This is a genomic window from Arthrobacter sp. 24S4-2 (genome assembly GCF_005280255.1).
Classification (GTDB): Bacteria; Actinomycetota; Actinomycetes; order Actinomycetales; family Micrococcaceae; genus Arthrobacter.
On the sequence record NZ_CP040018.1, the window covers coordinates 1,532,422 to 1,550,478 of the forward strand.

The 18,057-nt window shown below is 65.4% G+C and carries 15 protein-coding genes and 1 pseudogene; 11 read left to right on the forward strand and 5 right to left on the reverse strand.

Going from position 1 to position 18,057, the window contains the following annotated elements:
• The first annotated feature begins 59 nt into the window (after positions 1 to 59).
• Positions 60 to 827: a hypothetical protein gene (locus FCN77_RS07115; RefSeq protein WP_137321700.1), complete on the forward strand. Its 768-nt coding sequence runs from the start codon at positions 60 to 62 to the stop codon at positions 825 to 827.
• A gap of 17 nt (positions 828 to 844) precedes the next feature.
• Here FCN77_RS07115 and FCN77_RS26685 read toward each other — a convergent pair whose 3' ends face one another.
• Positions 845 to 1,603, reverse strand: a complete 759-nt coding sequence (locus FCN77_RS26685) for a chitinase (RefSeq protein WP_254678890.1) — start codon at positions 1,601 to 1,603, stop codon at positions 845 to 847.
• A gap of 120 nt (positions 1,604 to 1,723) precedes the next feature.
• On the opposite strand from FCN77_RS26685, the gene FCN77_RS26690 reads away from it, so the two are divergent.
• From FCN77_RS26690 to FCN77_RS07135, 4 genes are all read left to right on the forward strand, one after another.
• The gene (locus FCN77_RS26690) at positions 1,724 to 2,047 is read left to right on the forward strand and encodes a hypothetical protein (RefSeq protein ID WP_254678891.1); all 324 of its coding nucleotides are present in this window, start codon (positions 1,724 to 1,726) and stop codon (positions 2,045 to 2,047) included.
• A gap of 559 nt (positions 2,048 to 2,606) precedes the next feature.
• A complete protein-coding gene (locus tag FCN77_RS07125) occupies positions 2,607 to 4,049 on the forward strand; it encodes a polysaccharide deacetylase family protein (protein ID WP_137321701.1) in 1,443 nt (480 codons plus the stop codon).
• A gap of 59 nt (positions 4,050 to 4,108) precedes the next feature.
• Complete coding sequence (locus tag FCN77_RS07130; RefSeq protein ID WP_137321702.1) at positions 4,109 to 6,010, forward strand: polysaccharide deacetylase family protein; 1,902 nt, start codon at positions 4,109 to 4,111, stop codon at positions 6,008 to 6,010.
• Positions 6,007 to 7,452 carry a glycosyltransferase family 2 protein gene (locus tag FCN77_RS07135; protein WP_137321703.1) on the forward strand — a complete coding sequence of 482 codons (1,446 nt, stop codon included), beginning with the start codon at positions 6,007 to 6,009 and terminating at the stop codon, positions 7,450 to 7,452. Before FCN77_RS07130 ends, FCN77_RS07135 begins: the two co-directional genes overlap by 4 nt.
• Before the next feature lie 190 nt (positions 7,453 to 7,642).
• Here the strand turns inward: FCN77_RS07135 and FCN77_RS07140 are convergent, their stop codons facing one another.
• Positions 7,643 to 8,701 (reverse strand): hypothetical protein, encoded by a 1,059-nt coding sequence (locus FCN77_RS07140; protein WP_254678892.1) that lies wholly within the window; start codon positions 8,699 to 8,701, stop codon positions 7,643 to 7,645.
• Positions 8,702 to 9,102: 401 nt separating this feature from the next.
• Between FCN77_RS07140 and FCN77_RS07145 the strand changes: the two genes are divergently transcribed.
• From FCN77_RS07145 to sufU, 3 genes and pseudogenes are all read left to right on the forward strand, one after another.
• Positions 9,103 to 11,703 (forward strand): LuxR C-terminal-related transcriptional regulator, encoded by a 2,601-nt coding sequence (locus tag FCN77_RS07145; protein WP_137321705.1) that lies wholly within the window; start codon positions 9,103 to 9,105, stop codon positions 11,701 to 11,703.
• A gap of 130 nt (positions 11,704 to 11,833) precedes the next feature.
• Positions 11,834 to 13,158: pseudogene (locus FCN77_RS07150) on the forward strand (SufS family cysteine desulfurase).
• Entirely contained in the window at positions 13,155 to 13,670 is a 516-nt protein-coding gene (gene sufU / locus FCN77_RS07155) for a Fe-S cluster assembly sulfur transfer protein SufU (RefSeq protein WP_137321706.1), read from the forward strand. Before FCN77_RS07150 ends, sufU begins: the two are co-directional and overlap by 4 nt.
• Positions 13,671 to 13,700: 30 nt before the next feature.
• Here the strand turns inward: sufU and FCN77_RS07160 are convergent, their stop codons facing one another.
• Positions 13,701 to 13,925: a helix-turn-helix domain-containing protein gene (locus tag FCN77_RS07160; RefSeq protein ID WP_137321707.1), complete on the reverse strand. Its 225-nt coding sequence runs from the start codon at positions 13,923 to 13,925 to the stop codon at positions 13,701 to 13,703.
• Positions 13,926 to 14,122: 197 nt separating this feature from the next.
• On the opposite strand from FCN77_RS07160, the gene FCN77_RS25875 reads away from it, so the two are divergent.
• The 3 genes from FCN77_RS25875 to FCN77_RS07170 all read left to right on the forward strand — a co-directional run bounded on the left by FCN77_RS25875 (position 14,123) and on the right by FCN77_RS07170 (position 17,251).
• Entirely contained in the window at positions 14,123 to 14,260 is a 138-nt protein-coding gene (locus tag FCN77_RS25875; RefSeq protein ID WP_175417177.1) for a hypothetical protein, read from the forward strand.
• Between the two features lie 475 nt (positions 14,261 to 14,735).
• A complete protein-coding gene (locus FCN77_RS07165) occupies positions 14,736 to 16,268 on the forward strand; it encodes a polysaccharide pyruvyl transferase family protein (RefSeq protein WP_137321708.1) in 1,533 nt (510 codons plus the stop codon).
• Entirely contained in the window at positions 16,268 to 17,251 is a 984-nt protein-coding gene (locus FCN77_RS07170; RefSeq protein WP_137321709.1) for a glycosyltransferase family 2 protein, read from the forward strand. The genes FCN77_RS07165 and FCN77_RS07170 overlap by 1 nt, the downstream gene beginning before the upstream one ends.
• 54 nt (positions 17,252 to 17,305) lie before the next feature.
• On the opposite strand, the gene FCN77_RS07175 is transcribed toward FCN77_RS07170, so the two are convergent.
• Positions 17,306 to 17,527, reverse strand: coding sequence for an SCO4848 family membrane protein (locus tag FCN77_RS07175; RefSeq protein ID WP_137321710.1), 222 nt, complete (start codon positions 17,525 to 17,527; stop codon positions 17,306 to 17,308).
• Between the two features lie 4 nt (positions 17,528 to 17,531).
• Complete coding sequence (locus tag FCN77_RS07180; RefSeq protein WP_137321711.1) at positions 17,532 to 18,029, reverse strand: DUF2505 domain-containing protein; 498 nt, start codon at positions 18,027 to 18,029, stop codon at positions 17,532 to 17,534.
• Positions 18,030 to 18,057 lie beyond the last annotated feature (28 nt).

Below are 18,057 nucleotides of genomic sequence, written 5' to 3' on the forward strand. Positions count from 1 at the left end.
GCCGCCCGTGGCGCTGTCCGTGCCGCAGCCGCGCTAATTCAATGTTTCGGGGGATCAGAATGAAAACTCCAGCCTCCCTGTTCGTCCGTCGCCTGAACGGACTTGCAGCGGCGGCGCTAGCTGTGGCACTGGCAGCCACCGCCTGCACGCCTCCGCCGCCGGAGCAAAAACCGCAGGGCAAGTATCCCTGGCATACGAACATTGTGGCCACCACCTTCTGGGTGGGCGAAATCTTCAACCCCAACGCAGAGGACGGAAGCCAGGTCACCTCCACCTATGACTCCAGGTGGATGGGGAGCTATGGCGGCTGTGACGGGCGCATCACCTCTGAAGGATGCCAGACCGAAGCACGATCGGGTTCGAACGGCTATGCGCCAAGCGGCGTGAAGCCCAAAGAAAACCCCTTCTACCTTGACCTTCCCTATGACGACATCCACAATGCAGCCGCATTCCGCGAACGGGCCACGGTAATCCCGTGGGCCAATGACGAGGGGTACAAGGGCCAGGACACGAACAGTTCCTTCAGCTACATGAAGAACCGCTGGGTCAAAATCCGCAAGGACGGCAAGGAGTGCTACGGCCAGATCCAGGACGCGGGCCCGGGGGAATACCAGGACAAGGAATACGTTTTCGGCACCAACGACGCGCGGCCGGCCAACAAGCAGTTCAACGGCGCCGGCATGGACGTTTCGCCTGCCCTCAACGGTTGCCTCGGCTTCGGCGACCTGGACGGAGAATCGGACAAGGTCGACTGGCAATTCGTGGATCAGAAGGATGTTCCGCCTGGCCCCTGGCTGGACGTGGTCACCACCAGCCAGGTGAAGTAGCGGCCGCGGACCGGGATTCAGCCCATCCGGCCGGGAAGGCCGGAACCGAGCAGGTCCGAGAAGCGGATACTGTCCTGGTCCACTCCGCTGCAGACGAAGCTGGCGTTTTGCGCCTGCGCCCCGGACGCACAAGGGGCGTCACGGTTCAGCGACCACATCGACAGACGCTGGATGCCCAGCTCCAGCGCGTAGTCTTTGAGCCCCTTGGCCGCGTCCAGCCCGAACACCTCACCCGGCAGGTCATTGCGGCCGATCATGGGCGTTAACCCCAGCTTCTTCCACACCTGTTCCCTGCTGAGGTTCGTGCCCGCGCGCTGGTACAGTATGCTCAGTTGGTCGTGCGCGGCGCCGGCGGCTGATTTTGCCGCGTCCAGCATGCTCTGGGAGATGTCGCGGCTTGCGCCGTAGTTCATGGTCATAAGGTTGACGCCGGACAGCTGGACGCCCGCCTGGAGCATCTGTTCGACGGCGGCGATCCCGGCGTCGGTCAGGCCGCGGGGCGAGGCGGGCAGGGTAAGCCAAACGGCGAGCTTATTTCCCGACGCATTGCGGTCGCCCTGCAGGGCGGCCACAGCCTTGGCCCGTCGTTCGCCGCCTGCCGTGTCGAGGAGGTCGGCGCCCTCGAGGTCAAAATCGATGAAAGACGGATCGTAGCGTTCCACAACGTCCCGGTACGCCGTGCGGAGCTTCGACTCATCCTGGCAGGTGGTGGCCAGCTCGTTGTTCCGGGCGCCGCCAAAGGACACCGCAGCGGATCCGCCGCGGGACCGCAACACGGAAATCCGCTTGTCCAGGCCCAGCGCCGTGCCCGCCTCCGCAAGGCCGTAGCTGGCACCCCAGCTGGCGACGCAGTAGTCCTCGGGGAGGCTACCAGGAACGCCAGCACGACGTCCTTGGTGGCGGCTGTGGAAGCCTGCTCAAAGGGGTCCGGCGGCGAAACCGTGACGTCCACGTACCCGGCAAACCACGTTTGGTTGGCGGCCCCGGTGGCTAAGCCGGACCGCCAGGTCCAGAAGAAAATCACGCAGGCCAGAATGGTGGCCACCGCAACCCCGGCCATCACGGTGGGGGACGGGCGGTGCAGCGGAGGAGGCAGCCGGCGGGCGCGGGATCGGCGAGGTGCCAGCGACGGTTCAGCCGTGTCCCGGGCCTGGGCGGCCGGCAAGGCACCGCGGTTCATTGCTGTCATCCTGGCCCACGCCCCCATCTGCTGTGCTTAGACACCATTTCACCATGGTCAGCCTGTCCATGGGGCCCTCCAGCCGGACAACGCGGGTGTCTTCCGCCGTCCAACGAGTACCGAATCGGGTAGTGGGCGAGTGGCGCCGGGGCTGCCTGGCGCTTCCCCCGGGAAAGACGGGTAGGCACCACTCGTGCCGACAAACTCCCGGCTTAATAGGCTGTGGATGTCGGATAGAAACAGAGTTCCGGGGGAGAATCGGGTCTCAAAATGGGAATGGACGGACTTTTGCGGGCGAAAGCACGCAACCATGCCCCTGAACTGCAGTTCGAAACAGTACCGCCGGCAGGATTGCCCGGGCTGTCTGGACGGGCCGTTCACTTCTCACCTAAGCCTGCCGACACCGCTGCCGGAAGGCAGCCAGCCCCAGAGCACACGTCCGGGGCCCAAGAACGGGGGTCGGTGGCGAACAAGCCTTTGAGACCAAGGCTTCCCCCCAGTCGTCACCGACCCCTTCGGGGTGTCAACCCATGAACTATCGCGGCCTGGGGGGATCCTCTTGCGGCCGAGGAGTACGGATGTAAGAGGGGATATCTGTCATGAGGCAAAGGCCGGAACCACCGGGAAGCCTGGACGACCCGCTCCGGTCCGGGCTGACTAAGCAGCGAAAGCGCACCACCCTCTGGGCCGTCTCGTGGGTGGCCGCACTTGCCCTCCTGACAGGGTCCGCCGCCCTGATGCCCAAGCAGGGATCCGGGCCGGCCGAAGGAACAGAGACGTCTCCGTCCGGGGTGCCGGTGGATACCAGCCTCACACTGACCACCATCACCCTGAGTTTCGACGGCGGCAGGGCCAGCCAGCTGGCCGCCGCCCGGGTGCTCAAGGGGCACGGGTTCAGGGGGACTTTCTTCGTCAACTCCGGCTTCATGGGCGCCAAAGACTATATGACAGTTGAGGATCTGCACTCCCTGGCGGCCGATAGCAACGAAATCGGCGGCCACACTGCAACCCTCGCCGACCTGACGGCACTGGATTCTGATGAGGCCAAGCGACAGGTCTGCAACGACCGCACCAACCTGACGGACTGGGGCTTCAAAGTCACCTCGTTCGCCTATCCTTTCGCGGCGAAGTCGCCGGCCGCCGAGGCCATGGTGGCGGCATGCGGGTACAACAGCGCCCGCAGCCAGGGCGATCTCCGCAGCCGCCTGGGATGCGCCGATTGTGCCGTGTCCGAAACCGTGCGTCCGGCAGACCCCTTCAGCACGAGGTCGACGCCGGAGGTCGGCCCGGCCTGGACCATCACGGACCTGCAGCAGTCGGTCATGGATGCGGAAGCGGCCGGTGGTTGGCTGCAGTTGAGTTTCTATGACATCGACGACAGCGGCGGGCCGCGGGCAATCAGCCCTGCGCTGTTCGGCGATTTCGTCGAGTGGCTGGTGACCCGCACCGAGACGGGAACCACCGCCGTCCGCACCGTCCATGACGTCATCGGGGGAGGAGCCAAACCTGCAGTGGCGGGACCGTCTGCTCCGCCCGCACCGGCCGGCGTCAATGCGCTGCGGAATCCGGGGCTGGAAACGGCGGGAAAGTACGGCCTTCCCGAGTGCTGGCAGGTCTCTACCTACGGCGAGAATTCACACGTCCTGAGTACGCTGACCCCCGGCCACAGCGGGGGCATTGCACGGCGGCTCGACGTAACAGGCTACGCGTCCGGTGACGCGAAGCTGCTTCCTGTCCTTGACCTGGGGGCCTGCGCGCCAAGCGTTGTCCCCGGCCACAGCTACATGCTGCGGGCCTGGTACACGTCCACGGCATCCACGCAGTTTGAGTTGTACTACCGCAACAGGGTTGGCACCTGGACCTACTGGACCGCCAGCCCATGGTTTCCCGCCAGTTCTTCCTACCGGCAGGCTGAGTGGACTGCACCGCCGGTGCCGGCAGACGCCGTCGGCATCAGCTTTGGTTTGAATCTGTTCAGCGACGGGGAGCTGGCCACAGATGATTACGAGATGTTAGACACGGGGGCGCCGGCCGCCCCGTAGGCTCCGCCCGTCCAGCGCAGATGCTCCACGGGCTCGAAAAAAGAATCGAGTCGATACCCATGAGGTTGAAAACTTCCGGGCGAGCAGGAATCCAGCTTGACGTGGAGGCCGTGCGGCGCAAGCTGAGAAAACTGGCGCGGACGGCCGTGACAGCCGCGGGCATTGTGGCCCTGGCGGCGTCGGGCGTGGGCGCGCTCGCAGTGCCGGCCCAGGCTGCGGCGCCCACCGCGGTGACGCTGACGTTCGACGACGGCAACGCGGACCAGCTGAACGCTGCCCAAATCATGAACAACTACGGGCTCGACGGGACGTTCTACATACCGTCAGGGGTCGTTAACACTCCCAATTACATGACGCTGGCGAACCTTCAGGGGCTGGCCGCGAGCGGGCATGAAATCGCGGGCCACACCGTAACCCACCCAGACCTCGTCACGTTGCCCACGGACGAAGCCACCCGACAGGTGTGCAACGACAGGGTGAACCTCACCAACTGGGGGTTTGCCGTCACCAGTTTTGCCTATCCGTTCGCCTCGTCCAATGCAACGACGGAAGGGATCGTGAAAAACTGCGGGTACAACAGCGCGCGGGGCTTGGGCGACATCCAGACCCGGTTCAGCTGCGCAGGATGCCCGCTTGCCGAGACGATCCCGCCAGCTAACCCGTACAACACCGCCGCACCGGACGAGGTCGACAACACCTGGACGCTCGCGGACCTCCAGCGATCCGTTACGCAGGCCGAATCGGTGGGCGGCTGGATCCAGCTGACATTCCACCACATAGCTGCATCCAGCGCAGATCCGCTGAACGTCACGCCCACGTTATTCCAGCAGTTCGCGGCCTGGCTCAAGGCACGTCCATCTACTACGACTGTTAAAACCGTCAACCAGGTGATCGGAGGCACTGTTAAGCCCGCCGTGTCCGGACCGGCAGTTCCGCCGCAGCCCAGCAGCGGAAACCTCGTGAAGAATCCCAGCCTTGAAACACTCGTAAATGGCGTGCCCCAGTGCTGGCAGGCCGGTGGCTACGGAACCAATTCACCCACATTCACTACAGTGAGCCCCGGGCGCACGGGGTCCAGGGCAGAGCGCCTGGTGGTCACGGGCTATGCCAACGGCGACGCCAAATGGTTGCCGTCGCTGGACCTGGGCGGCTGCTCGCCGACGGCGACGGCCGGGCACACCTACACACTGGGGGCCTGGTACAAATCCACTGCCAATACGCAGTTCGCGGTCTATTACCGGACCGGTCTTGGGTCATGGGTCTACTGGACGTCGAGCCCATGGTTTGCCCCTGCCACAACATTCCAAAAGGCCAGCTGGACAACACCGGCGCTGCCCTCGGGTGCCAGCGGCATCAGCTTCGGACTCAACCTCTTCAGCAACGGCACCCTCATCACGGACGACTACGAAATGTTCGACACCTCGTCGTCCACACCGCCTCCTCCGCCACCGCCGCCGCCGGCCGGAACTAACCTCGTGCAGAATGCCAGCCTTGAAACGTCCGGGGCGGGGTCCACGCCGCAGTGCTGGCAGTCCGCCGGATACGGTTCGAATACGGCATCCTTCAGCACCGTCTCAACCGCAAGGACCGGGACCAAGGCGGAACGCCTCGTGGTGAGCGGTTACGCCAACGGGGACGCCAAACTCCTGCAGACGCTGGACTCCGGATCGTGCGCGCCACCGGCTGTCGCCGGGCATACCTACTCACTCCGCGCCTGGTACACCTCGACGACGGTGACACAGTTCGCCGTCTACTACCGGAACTCAGCGGGCACCTGGGTTTACTGGACGTCCAGCCCGTGGTTCGCCGCCGCCGGCGCCTACACGCAGGCCAGTTTCACCACCTCCGCATTGCCCTCCGGCGCAACCGCGATCAGTTTTGGGCTGAACCTCTTCAGCAACGGCACCCTGACCACGGATGACTACGCGATGTACGACACGATTGGAGCGCCGTCGCTGTGATAGCCGTATACGTTGTCCTTGTCCTGGGAATCAGCACCATCTTCTGGTCGGTCGTGGGCCTGTTGCGCCTTGGCAACGAACAGTACATCCGGCGGGTGACACTGGGGCCGCCGCTGAGCGGACGCGCACTCCGGATCCTCCAGCGGTGGCCGCTGGCCAACCGGATCGGATCCGGCGCCCATGGTGCCCACACACTCCCGGGACCACGGACACACCGCGGACAGGTGCAGCAGGAGCATGGCCGCCACCGGGCCAGGGATCCCAGGATCCTTCCTGCTAATGTCGCCATCCTGATTGCCGCCCACAACGAGGCACTGGTCATCCGGGAAACCATCCGCGCCGCCGCCGTGCTGGTGCCGATCAGGAACATCCACGTGATCTCCGACATGTCCACGGACGACACCGCGGCAATCGCACGCTCTGCCGGTGTCAAGGTGCTGGAACTCGAACCGAACCGGGGGAAGGCCGGTGCTTTGGCTGCCGGGATCGCGCATTTCGAGCTGTGCCGGAAGTTCAAAGTGGTCATGATGCTGGACGCTGACACGAGGCCGACCCCCGATTATTTGGAAACGGGACTGCCGCTATTCCTTGACCACGACGTGGTTGCCGTCGCCGGCCGGGCCAAGTCCATCATGACCCCGCCGGCTCCGACCGCCCTTGGCCGCTTCCTGGTGGCCTACCGCGAGCGCCTGTACATCGTGGTGCAGCTGCTGCTCAAGTACGGCCAGGCAGCCAGGGGTGCCAACGTAGTCTCCATCGTGCCGGGCTTTGCCAGCATGTACCGGACAACCGCCCTTGCGAAGATCAAGGTACTGGCTCCCGGCCTGGTGATCGAGGACTTCAACATGACCTTCGAGATCCATGCAAAGAAGCTTGGCCGGATCGCCTTCCACCCCACGGCGGCCGTGGCTTACACGCAGGATCCGGACAACCTGCAGGACTACACCAGGCAGGTGCGCCGGTGGATTCTCGGCTTCTGGCAGACAGTCCGGCGGCACCGCCTCCAGGCCGGAAAGTTCTGGTTCGTGCTGGTGTTCTACATCATCGAGCTGGTTATCAGCTGCTTGTTCTTTGCGCTGCTCATACCCGTGTTCCTGCTGTCCCTGGTCGCATCGATGCAAATTTCCGCCTTCGGGGACAACGGTGAATCCTTCGTCTACCTCTCAGGGCTCATGCGGCCGCAGGACGTCCTTCTGGGCGTCCTCATTCCCGACTTGCTGCTGACTATCATCGCGGCTCTGGCACTTCGGCGGCCCGGCATCCTGCTGATGGCGCCGCTGTTTCCGCTCATGCGGATCCTCGATTCAGTCATTTGCCTGATGGTGCTGCCCCGTGCGTTTTCCGCGTCCTCATCGGGGGTGTGGGTCAGCCCGATACGGCGTGTCCAGGGTGAGGGACTGGAACTGGAAGAGGCAACGGCCGGGGCCGGGATCACCCGGTAGACCCGGAACAGAAACGGACCGGCACGCAAAGCGCCCCCGCTGCAGGACACTGTGGTCCTGCGGCGGGGGCGCCCCGTTGCTCAGCCTGGAACTTGTTCAGCCTGGAACGTTGCTCAGTCTGGAACTTGTTCAGCCTGGAACGTGTTCAGCCTGGAACGTGCTCAGTCTGGAATTTGTTCAGCTCGGACTGTTAGCCCACGCCGGACGTCGTCTGGACGTTCAGCCACGGTCCGGCCGGGACGTTCGCGCGGTCAACGAATGCCCAGGAGACGTGGTCGCCGCTGCCGTCCAGCTCGGCGAAGCCGAGGCAGCCGTTCAGGGCCGGTGACACATCTGCCCCGGCACCCTGGGTGCCGTCGGCGGAGAAGTCGGCGTTGGCCGGACGGGCGTCGGCGGCACCGAAGACGTAGTTCGAGTCGTGGTACGCGGAACCGCTTGAGGGGCCTGCGTCTTCAACCTGTCCGTAGCAGACGTTTCCGTTGGGGCCGGTCAGCTGCACCCAATGGTTCTTCATGTACGAGTAGTTGCCGTCCGCGCAGTGGTTGACACCCGTGGCAGCGTTGTCCGCGGCAGCCCACGGGATGACCTGGCAGCGCTGCTGGAAGGCGACAGTGTCGTTAACGTCGTCGTAGGGAAGGTCGAGGTAGAACGGGTTCTCCCGCGGGGTGGGCTGGTTCTTGGGGAAATACCCGTTGGAGGCATCGCGTGCCTCGGTGGTGCAGGTGAATGAGCCACCGGAACCGGAGCTGACGCCATCGCAGCCGCCGTAGATGCTGCCGGGGCAACCCGAGGCAGACGCCGGCGTTGTGCCCGCGTTGACGCCGGTGTGCTTGAAAGCCCACTGGCCGTTGTATGTGGAGCAGACCTGCGATCCGTCAGCCAGGTTGGCGTTGAAGATCTCGCCCACCCAGAATGTGGTGCTCACGACGTTTGTATGCAGAGGGTATTTGCTGGCCGCCGGGGCAGCCGCGGGTGCGGCGGCAACTGCCACGGGTGCGGGAGCCGCTGCCGCGGGTGCGGGGGCAGCAACTGCCGCTGGAGCAGGCTTCTCGACGGGGGCTGCGGCCGGCGCCGAACTTGGTGCGGGTGATGCCTTCGGTGTTCCAGTGGCCGATTGCGCAGTGGCTGGCTTCGCGCTGGCTGACAAAGGGCTGGTGGAGGCCGACGGGCTGGGCGCTGATTGGGCGGCGCAGCCGGCGGTCAATACTCCGACAAGGAGGATCAACACAGCCATGATTGGTGTGGTCATGTGTTTCATTTTTGGGATACATATCTGTTGGGGACATTAACAGGGTTGGCGGGTACCGGATGAGGGGCACGCCAAGCACGGGTCATGACCGCCAGATTGCCGCAGCGATAGCCGCGCACAGAATCAGTGCTGATAATGAAACCAGCTGTAGCCGCTTACTCCCCAGAAGCAGACAGCGAGACCGTCAAGAGACCCGTAGAGACCGTTAATACCCGCCCCACTTTACACGGCGGCCTCTGAGTAACCAGAGCCGGCCTGCGTGCGGGCGTCACAGATATTCAAGTAGTCACTACTCGCGCCAGCGTGAACGTTGGCTGGGTAGCGTAGGACTAGCTAATGCCGGCAGATGGTTGGGGGCGGTCCGGAACTTCGCGCTCCGCGGCTTAGGAAGCGACGCAACCATGGACGTTTGGGCAGAAAATTCACCTTTCCACCCGGTCATTCGTGCGGCCGAACTGAAGGCGGCCCTCGACGCCTTGTCCGGCCCGGGGAGCTCAGGCGTCATCGTGACGGGGGCGGCCGGCTCCGGCCGGAGCAGGCTCCTGGCTGCGGCCGGAGAGTCACTCTCCGGACAGCTGGCCGTCATTGCGCACAGCATCCCCGAGTCCTGCCGCCGGATGAAGTTCGGCATTGGCAGCCTGCTCGCGCCCGCCCTGCCGGCAGGGTACAAGGTGTCACCGCTGACGATCGTGCGGGCCTGCCGCGATGCCCTGCGGAGCCAGGATCCGGGAGCCGGCGGAATCCTGATGGTCCTGGACAATGTGGATCACCTGGACGGTACGTCGCTGTGGGTCCTGAACCAGCTGCTCGCGGAGCCTGACATCAGGATGCTGGCCAGCCACCGTTCGGACCGGCAACTTCAGATGGAGCTGATGGAATCGGTGGTGGCCCGGCAGCTGACCGTGGTGACCCTTGAAGACCTCACTGTCGAGCAGCTCCGGACCTTACTGGAGCACCGTTTGCCGGCCCGGCCCGGCCGCAGCCTGGTGCGCGAAATCCATGCCGCCTCCGGTGCCAACGCCCTGACGGCCAAGTGGCTCGTCGAAGAGGCACTTGCGGGCGGCCGGATCGTGGAACGGGCCGGGAGCTGCATGCTGGTCCGCCCGCTGGGGCCGGAGGATGGGCGGCAACACGAGCTGGCGCGGCGGCGGATTGAAACACTGCCCCGGGAGCAGCGTCAGGTGGTGGATTTCCTTGCGGCTGCTGAGCCGGCCCCGCTCTCTGTCCTGGCCCAGGCGGTTCCGCCGGAAGCCCTGAGCGCCCTTGAGAAGCGCAACATGATCCACTTTCAGATCAGGTGCGACGGCGGGGCCGATGTCACGCTGAGCCACGAGGTGGAGGGCAACGTGGCCCGCCATCTTCGCGCCGAAGCGCAGCCGTTGGATCTGAGTGGCATGATTTCCCGTCATCCCGCATACCAGGCTGACTCGTCGCTGTGGGCCCTCCTTCGCGGGGTGGAGGCCGCGCTCGACGCCGGGACGGCTGTTCCGGACCTGGACCTCCTGGCCGTGGCAACCACCGCCAATAACCTCTATGACAGCGACCGCGCACTACGGGCAGCCGAAGCCGTCAAGGCACCTGAGCTCAAGCTGAAGGCGCAGACCGAGGCGGCGCGGGCGTTGTTCCATGCCCGGAACTACGGGAAGAGCGCCGGCCTGCTCCAAGGCCTCGTGGAAACAACGCCGGCAGTCCTCAGCATCGAGTTCGCACGTGCCGTGGCGCTGCTGCTGCAGGTCCTCTTGCCCACCAACCCGGGCCGTGACGCCCTGCAGTCCGTCCTGGACACGGCACGACGTCGCCTCAGCCTGGCAGCGGCGGCGTCCTTTGGCGATGAGGCTGCTGATTTGTACCAAAACGCAGTCCAGGACGAGCTCCACGTCCTGCAGCTGTTCCTGGAGTCGCGCGAGGGAAACTGGCCCAGCCCGGGCGGTGAGCTCTTCCACCGGCTGTGCCCGGCGGATTCCGGCGATAGCGGGCACTCCGGTCCGGGTGGTGAGCCGTCATCCCACGCGGGTATCTTCCTCCTTGCCCTGGCCGCCCAAGGCCTGTCCGTGCGCGGAAAGTCCGCGGACGCCGTCGTGCTTTCCACCAGGGCGCTGAACGCAGTGGAGCGGCTGCCGCGGTGCAGTGTCGACTTCCATTCCATGGTGCTGACGATCCACGCCTCCAACCTGGCGAGGCTGGGCCAAAGTCCCGGGGCCGGGAACGCGGCGGAACCCACGGGCAGCAACAAGTGGATGAGCTATCCCGGCGGCCCCCTGCAGCTCTTCAGGGCCATGATGTTTTGCCGGCACGCCGCTGCTGACCGCGCCGCACAGGGTGCCCCGGGAATGGCCGGCGGAACGCCCGGCGGCCCTGAAGACCTGCTCGCGCTGACCTTGGGCGCGCAGGCCACGGCCGAGTGGATGACCTGGGACCTGGCACACGTTCCCGGTGCCCCGGACTCCCGGCCGGACAGGTCCGGAGTGGCCGTGCTTTCAGTGGCACTGCCATCGCCGGCCATGCCTTCCGACGGCGACATCTCCGCCAGGCTGGCCGAAACGTATGCGTCCGTCGCACGGCCGGCGGTGACCGGTGCGGTGGGCCCGCCGGTAAGAACGCCGCGTAAGCCTGCGAAGGCAGCCGGCGGCGGCCGGGGGCGCCGGGCGGTGGAGCTGCTGAACCTGGGTGCTTCGGCGCGCGGGGAGAATCCGGGGCATGACCAGGCCGCCGACGGGATTGGCGACTGGAGCTGGTCAACGGCAAGGAGCGGCGGTCCGGTGCCTGCTGGGCCACTGGAGAACCGCCGGGCCGCCGCCGACCCCGCGAAGCTCTCGCAGCGGGAGCGGGAAGTGGCGGTGCTGGTTGTCTCCGGAATGGGGAGCGCGCAGGTCGCCAGGGAGCTTGGGATCGCCGTGAATACGGTGAATGCGCACCTTCAGAGGATCTATGGCAAGCTCGGGGTTTCCCGCCGCCAGGAGCTCGCTGAGCTGTGGAGAAGCCTGGATGCGGCAGGGCTGTGACACCGGTCCCGGAACCGGGGCCCGGCAATAGTGGGACAATTGAGGAGTAGCACCGCGGACCCAAGCGGTGTGCCTGGCGTGGCAGTGAGCCATCGGCAGGTCTTGCCTATCTAGGAGCTCCAGTTTGGTCATGGTACCCACTCCCGCTACCGCAGACGCCGAGGTCGCGTTCAGTGATGTCGAGGTCCTGCGTATCCGCAACGACTTCCCTGTCCTGGATCAGGAAGTCAACGGCAGGCCGCTGGTGTATCTGGACTCCGGCGCCACCTCACAGAACCCCCGTAGCGTGCTCGAAGCCGAGCAGGAGTTCTACGAACTAAGGAATGCCGCAGTGCATCGCGGCGCACATCATCTGGCCGTCCAGGCCACGGACGCATTTGAGGACGCCCGCGCCACTGTTGCGAGTTTCGTGGGGGTTGCGGAGGACGAGCTGGTCTGGACCGCAAACGCCACGGCGGGGCTCAACCTGCTTGCCTACGCTTTCTCCAACGCCAGCATCGGCGCTGTCGGCGGCGAAGCCCGCCGCTTCGCGCTCGGCCCGGGGACGAGGTGCTGGTGACCGAAATGGAACACCACGCGAACCTTATTCCGTGGCAGGAACTGTGCCGGCGCACCGGCGCCACACTGAAATTCATTCCCATTGACGACGACGGCGCGCTGCGCCTTGACGAGGCATCCCGCCTGGTGACCGGACGCACCAAGGTCCTCGCGTTCACGCACGCCTCGAACGTCCTCGGAACCATCAACCCGGTGGCCGAGCTCGTCCGGCTCGCCAGGGGAGTGGGCGCCCTTGTGGTCCTGGACGCCTGCCAGTCCGCACCGCACCTTCCGCTGGACCTGAAGGCCCTGGATGTCGACTTCGCCGTTTTCTCCGGGCACAAGATGCTGGCGCCGACCGGCATCGGCGGTGTCTACGGCCGGCGGGAACTGCTCAATGCCATGCCTCCGTTCCTGACCGGCGGCTCGATGATCACCACCGTGACCATGGACAAGGCGGAGTACCTCCCCGCACCCCAGCGGTTCGAAGCCGGAACACAGCCCATTTCGCAGGCCGTGGCGCTCGCCGCCGCCGCCAATTACCTGCGCGAAACGGGCATGGAACGCATCGCCGGCTGGGAAGCGGCACTGGGCCAGCGGCTCGTCGAAGGGCTAAGCGCCATTGACGGAGTGCGCGTCGTCGGGCCGGCGGCAGGCGTGGAACGGCTGGGGCTGGCAGCCTTCGACGTTGCCGGCGTTCACGCACACGACGTCGGCCAGTACCTGGACAGCATGGGCATTGCGGTCAGGGTGGGACACCACTGCGCGCAGCCGCTGCACCGCAGGCTTGGCCTGACCGCCACCACCCGGGCGAGCACTTACCTGTATAACACCACGGACGAAGTGGATCTGTTGCTCGAAGCGGTGGCCCAGGTACGGCCCTACTTCGGCGTCGTCACTGACGGAGCGGCGAAATGAGCGCCTTGGATGCGATGTACCAGCAGCTGATCCTGGAACATGCGAAGACCCGCAGCGGATCAGACCTGACGGCGGAGGAAGCCGCGGCCATGCCGAACCGGGCCGGAGTGGGTCAATGCCATCAGCTCAATCCCGTCTGTGGCGACGAAATAACACTCCGGCTGGAGCTGGACATGGCCGGAAAAGAAGCGGCGGGTGGCGGCCCGGGCACGGCGGCTTCAACGGTGAAAGGCGTGCACTGGCATGGTGACGGCTGTGCGATCTCAATGGCCTCGGCGTCCATACTGAGCGAGATGTCGGAGGGCGCCTCTCCGCAGGAACTTGAAGGAATGATCGGTCATTTCAGGGAACTGATGCGATCCCGGGGCCGGCTGGAGCCGGACGAGGAAATCCTGGGCGACGCGGCAGCGCTGGCCGGCGTGGCGAAGTACCCTGCCAGGGTCAAATGCGCAATGCTGGCATGGGTCGCGGCCGAGGACGCCCTCAGGCAGGCCGTGGGCAGCGCCCTGTAGGTCTTGAGGCGTCTGGTCCTTGCAAGTGGGTTAGGTCTTGCCGGCGTCGGGGTGCTCGTCATCGGCCAGCGTCGAGTGGTGCTGGACGTAGTCCTCGATGGCGTGCTCGGGCACACGGTAGGACCGGCCGAACCGGACGGCCGGCAGATCGTGCGCCTTGACGAGCCGGTACACGGTCATCCGCGACAGCCTCATGACTTCGGCTACCTCGGAAACTGTGAGGAAACGGGTATTGGAAAAACCTTCAGCGGCCACTTTTCTCAGCTCTCCTGGGACGTAGTTCAATCCTGGGGACGTACTTCGATCCTGAGATAAACGTCGCTGAGCCGATCGCCGATCTTACCGCTACTTTATGGCATGGTGAGCTTGATGTGAAGAGCGAACAGCAATGGGGAAAAAGACAAGTAGTGGCTACTCTAGTGGCGTGCAGGGTGCCCCCGTAGCCTTTTAACATGGTTGATATCCAGGACGACAGTGAATGGCGTCAAACGCAGCACAGGATTCGCAGGGCGGAAATTGTGTGCGTTATTTCGCTGGTGGTGCTTACCGTGCTGACCATTGCTGCCGGCTTCTCCGATTTTGTCCGGTAATTGGGCCCGGCAGGGAAATTGGCCAGCTTCGCAAACAAAACTCCGGCGGGTGGACCGGCCGGAGTTTGATTGTGTTGTGGAAATTCCGAAAATTAGTGGGGAAATACTACAATTACCCACGCGATAAGCCCCAATAGGGTCAGGGCAAAGTATAACGACCAGTTTCTGCGGTCGCTTTTACGGTGGTTACCGTGCCAAACCCTTTCCATCTCGTTCGCATCCATAGCAGCAATCTATGGCCTTATCACGTTCAGGTAACAGCGTGTCGTCCACCCCATTTACGGACCCCGCCACTCCATTTGCGGTACCGGCTACTCGAGTGCCCCGCGGCCGCCTCCAGTGCACGGATGCGACGGCCGCCTGAGCGGGCCGACCTGCAAAAGACGGTAGTCTGGTTGCGCGCCAGCGGGTACCGGAGGATTCCGTCCCCGGCTGCGAAATCAGCAATGCCGGAGAAGTGGAAGAGGGCCGTCAAGTGAAGTTCGTGGTGCAGGGGGATCTGGGCCAGGGCGCTTACCACGTCGGCGATGAGGCCATGACTGTTGCCGCAGTGGACGAACTCTCCGGGCGGACCGGTGCCTCCTTTGTGTTGCTGTCCCGCGACCCGGGACAGACCGTCGGGCTGTACGGCACGGCGTCGATACCCACCATCGAATTCCCATGGCCGCCTGCCGAACGCAGCGCACACCTGGAGCTGGTGCGCCGCGCAGTCCGCGGTGACCGCGCCGCACTCCCGCCGGCCGACCACGTGTGGGGCGTCATCGACGAGGTGGCCAAGGCCGACGGCGTACTGATTGCAGGCGGTGGCAATATGAACTCGCTGTACGGCTGGCTGCTCTACGAGCGCGCCGCCGTCGCCATCATCGCCCGCGAACTCGGCAAACCGCTCGTGGTCAGCGGCCAGACGTTCGGCCCCACCCTGCTGCCGCAGGACCGCAAGGTCCTCCACGAACTGCTGGAATGCGCCACCCTCATCGGCGCCCGCGAGCCGTCGTCCTACGCCCTGGGATTCGAACTGGGCCTGGGCTCGGACAGGCTTGTCCGCGTGCTCGACGACGGCAGCTTCCTGCCGTCGTCGGCCCGGCACCTGCCTTCGGCAGCGGAACAAGCCCCGCCGGCCGGAGACGGATTGCCGGACCTCCCTGCCGGTGGCTACATCGCAGCGACGGTGGGCCCCGACGCCTGGCGGGAGGGGACCCGAACCCTGGCGCCGATCGCCGCGGTCCTGGACCGTGCCGCGCTGCTGACCGGGCTGCCCGTGTACCTGCTGCCCCACATGGGCGCACTGGGCTCCGCGGAAAACGGCAGTGACCATGAGTCCCACCGCACGGTGCTGGCCCACTCCCGATCGGGGCAGCTCACAATGCTGCCCGTCCTGCCGGTCCGCACCGCGGCGGAAGTGACGGCGGCAGCCGCCCTGGTGATCACCAACCGGTACCACCCCGCGGTATTCGGCCTGGCGGCCGGCGTTCCCGTGGTGTCGCTGGCCAACGATGCCTATTCCGACATCCGGCTCACGGGCGCCCACGGAAACTGGGGGCTCGGCGACTGGGCCCTGCCGCTGCCAAGCCTCGCCCCCGGCGGAGTGGACGACGCCGTGGCGGAAGCCTGGGGGCGCCGGGACGAGATCCGGCAGCACCTCGAACGGCTGCGGCCCGGGTTCCAGGAGTCGCAGGAGCAATGGTGGGACGCCGTGGCGGCGGTTCTGGCCGGCGGCACCCGCCCCAGCTACGCCGGGCTTGCGGAGGCGCCGGCCCTGCGCTCCGCTGCGCCCTGGTCGGGGCAGGCCGCCGAACAGCGCGAGCTGTTCCGGACGCTCAGCCTGGGAACCGGAAGGCTCTGGACAGAATGGGACGACGTACGGTCCCAGCGCGACGTACTCATCCATGAACGGGATGAAGCAAGACGGGAAAAGGACAGGATCCTGGAATCACGAACATTCAAGGCCGCGAAACTGCTGGGCCGGGGCGCCGGCATCGCCCGCCGACTGACCGGAAGGAAGCGCTGATGGCTGACGGACGCGTCAATGTGGTGGTTCGGACCAAGAACCGCCCGGTCCTGCTGAACCGGGCCCTGGAAAACATCCTCGGCCAGTCCTACCAGGACTTTTCCGTCGTGGTGGTCAACGACGGCGGGGATCCGGCTCCCGTTGACGCATTGGCCCAAGGCTACGGGCACCTTCCCGCCGGCAAACTCACCGTGATCCACCACCCGCAGAGCAAGGGCATGGAGGCGGCCACCAACGCCGGCATCGCGGCGTCCGCTTCGGAGTACGTTGCCGTGCATGACGACGACGACCGGTGGCACCCGGATTTCCTGCTCAAGACCGTGGGCCTGCTGGACGGGAAAGCCACCGCGCAGGGCGTCGCCGTCAGGACCAACGTGGTGTACGAGGAAGTCCGCGATGGGGCCATCGTGGAGACGGGGTCCTTCGCGTACTGGCCCGATCTTCAGGCGATCACGCTGACGGATATGCTGCGCATCAACAGGATCGTCCCCATTTCCTTCCTTTACCGGCGCTCCGTTCACGAACACATCGGTTTCTACAACGAGGAACTTGACGTGGTGGGGGACTGGGAGTTCTACCTGCGCTTCCTGCAGGCCTACCCGATGGAGCTGCTCGACGACGAACCGCTGGCCTTCTGGTGCCAGCGGCCCGCAGCCAGCGGCGACATGGGGAACAGCGTCATTGCTGCCGCCGACGAACATGCGAAGTTCGACAGCCTCGTGAGGGACGCCTTCCTGCGGCGCGAAGCCGGCAAGACGGGAGTGGGGTACCTGCTTTATTTAGCACAACTGAGCGGGCAGCAGGAGGAAGCCGCCGCCGAAGCACGCGTGCTGGCTGACCGGGTGGTATCCACCCTGGAGGCCCTCAACCGCCGAATCGCGGCGCTGGAAGAGACGGTGGTCCGGCGGACCAGCGTCTTCGAGTTTGTGGGCAGGCCCGCCCGCGTGGCCGCGCGGCTCTGGAAGTCCCGCCGGAAAGACTAGCCTGTTCCTTCCAGCCGGCACGCACCGGCTGGAAGGAACAAGGCCCGGCGATGGCTAGGCGACCAGCCCGGCGATGCCAATCGCGGCCGTTGCCGCGCCAAGCACCATGGAGACGGACACCAGGACCACGTGCACCGTCAGGAACTTCGTGGCCTTGCCGGCCGGGTCACGGGCCCGCGGATCCTTCATCACGCGCTTGAGGAACTGGGGCCAGACCGCCAGCGACCAGACACCGGCAATGATGAGGATCCAGGCCAGGGCAACGGGAAGCTGCACGGGATCAGTGGCTTTCCAGCCAGGCCTGCGCCTGCTGGGACTGGATGTTCAGGGCCTTGCCCACCAGGGGCTCGGCAGCATCGGCAATCTTGCCGCCCAGGAACGGCACCGAGGACGTGACGTTGCCCTCGAGCTCAACCCGGGTGCTGCCGCCATCGGCGACGAGCCGCTGCACGGCGCTGACGTCCAGCGGCGCACCTGCAATCTTCAGGCTGATGCTGCTCTGGCGTGAGCCGTCGGCGGCGGGCGCTTCCCACGCCTCAAGCTGGGTAACGGTGAGGCTCTCGCCCACGAACTTGCGGGCGATCTCCGGCAAACGGGTGGTGGGCAGGGTGCGCACCGAAGTGGTGCTGAAAGCGCCGGCAACATCGCCGTCGACCTTGAACGATTCAAGGGTTCCGCCCACCAGTTCACTGGTGTGGCGCTGGAAATCTTCGTTGGCGAACACAGCCGCAACGCGATCGACGCTGTGCGGCAGGGTGGTGGAAGCACTCAGTGCCATTGTTCCTCCATTGGGTTGGGGGTAGGGG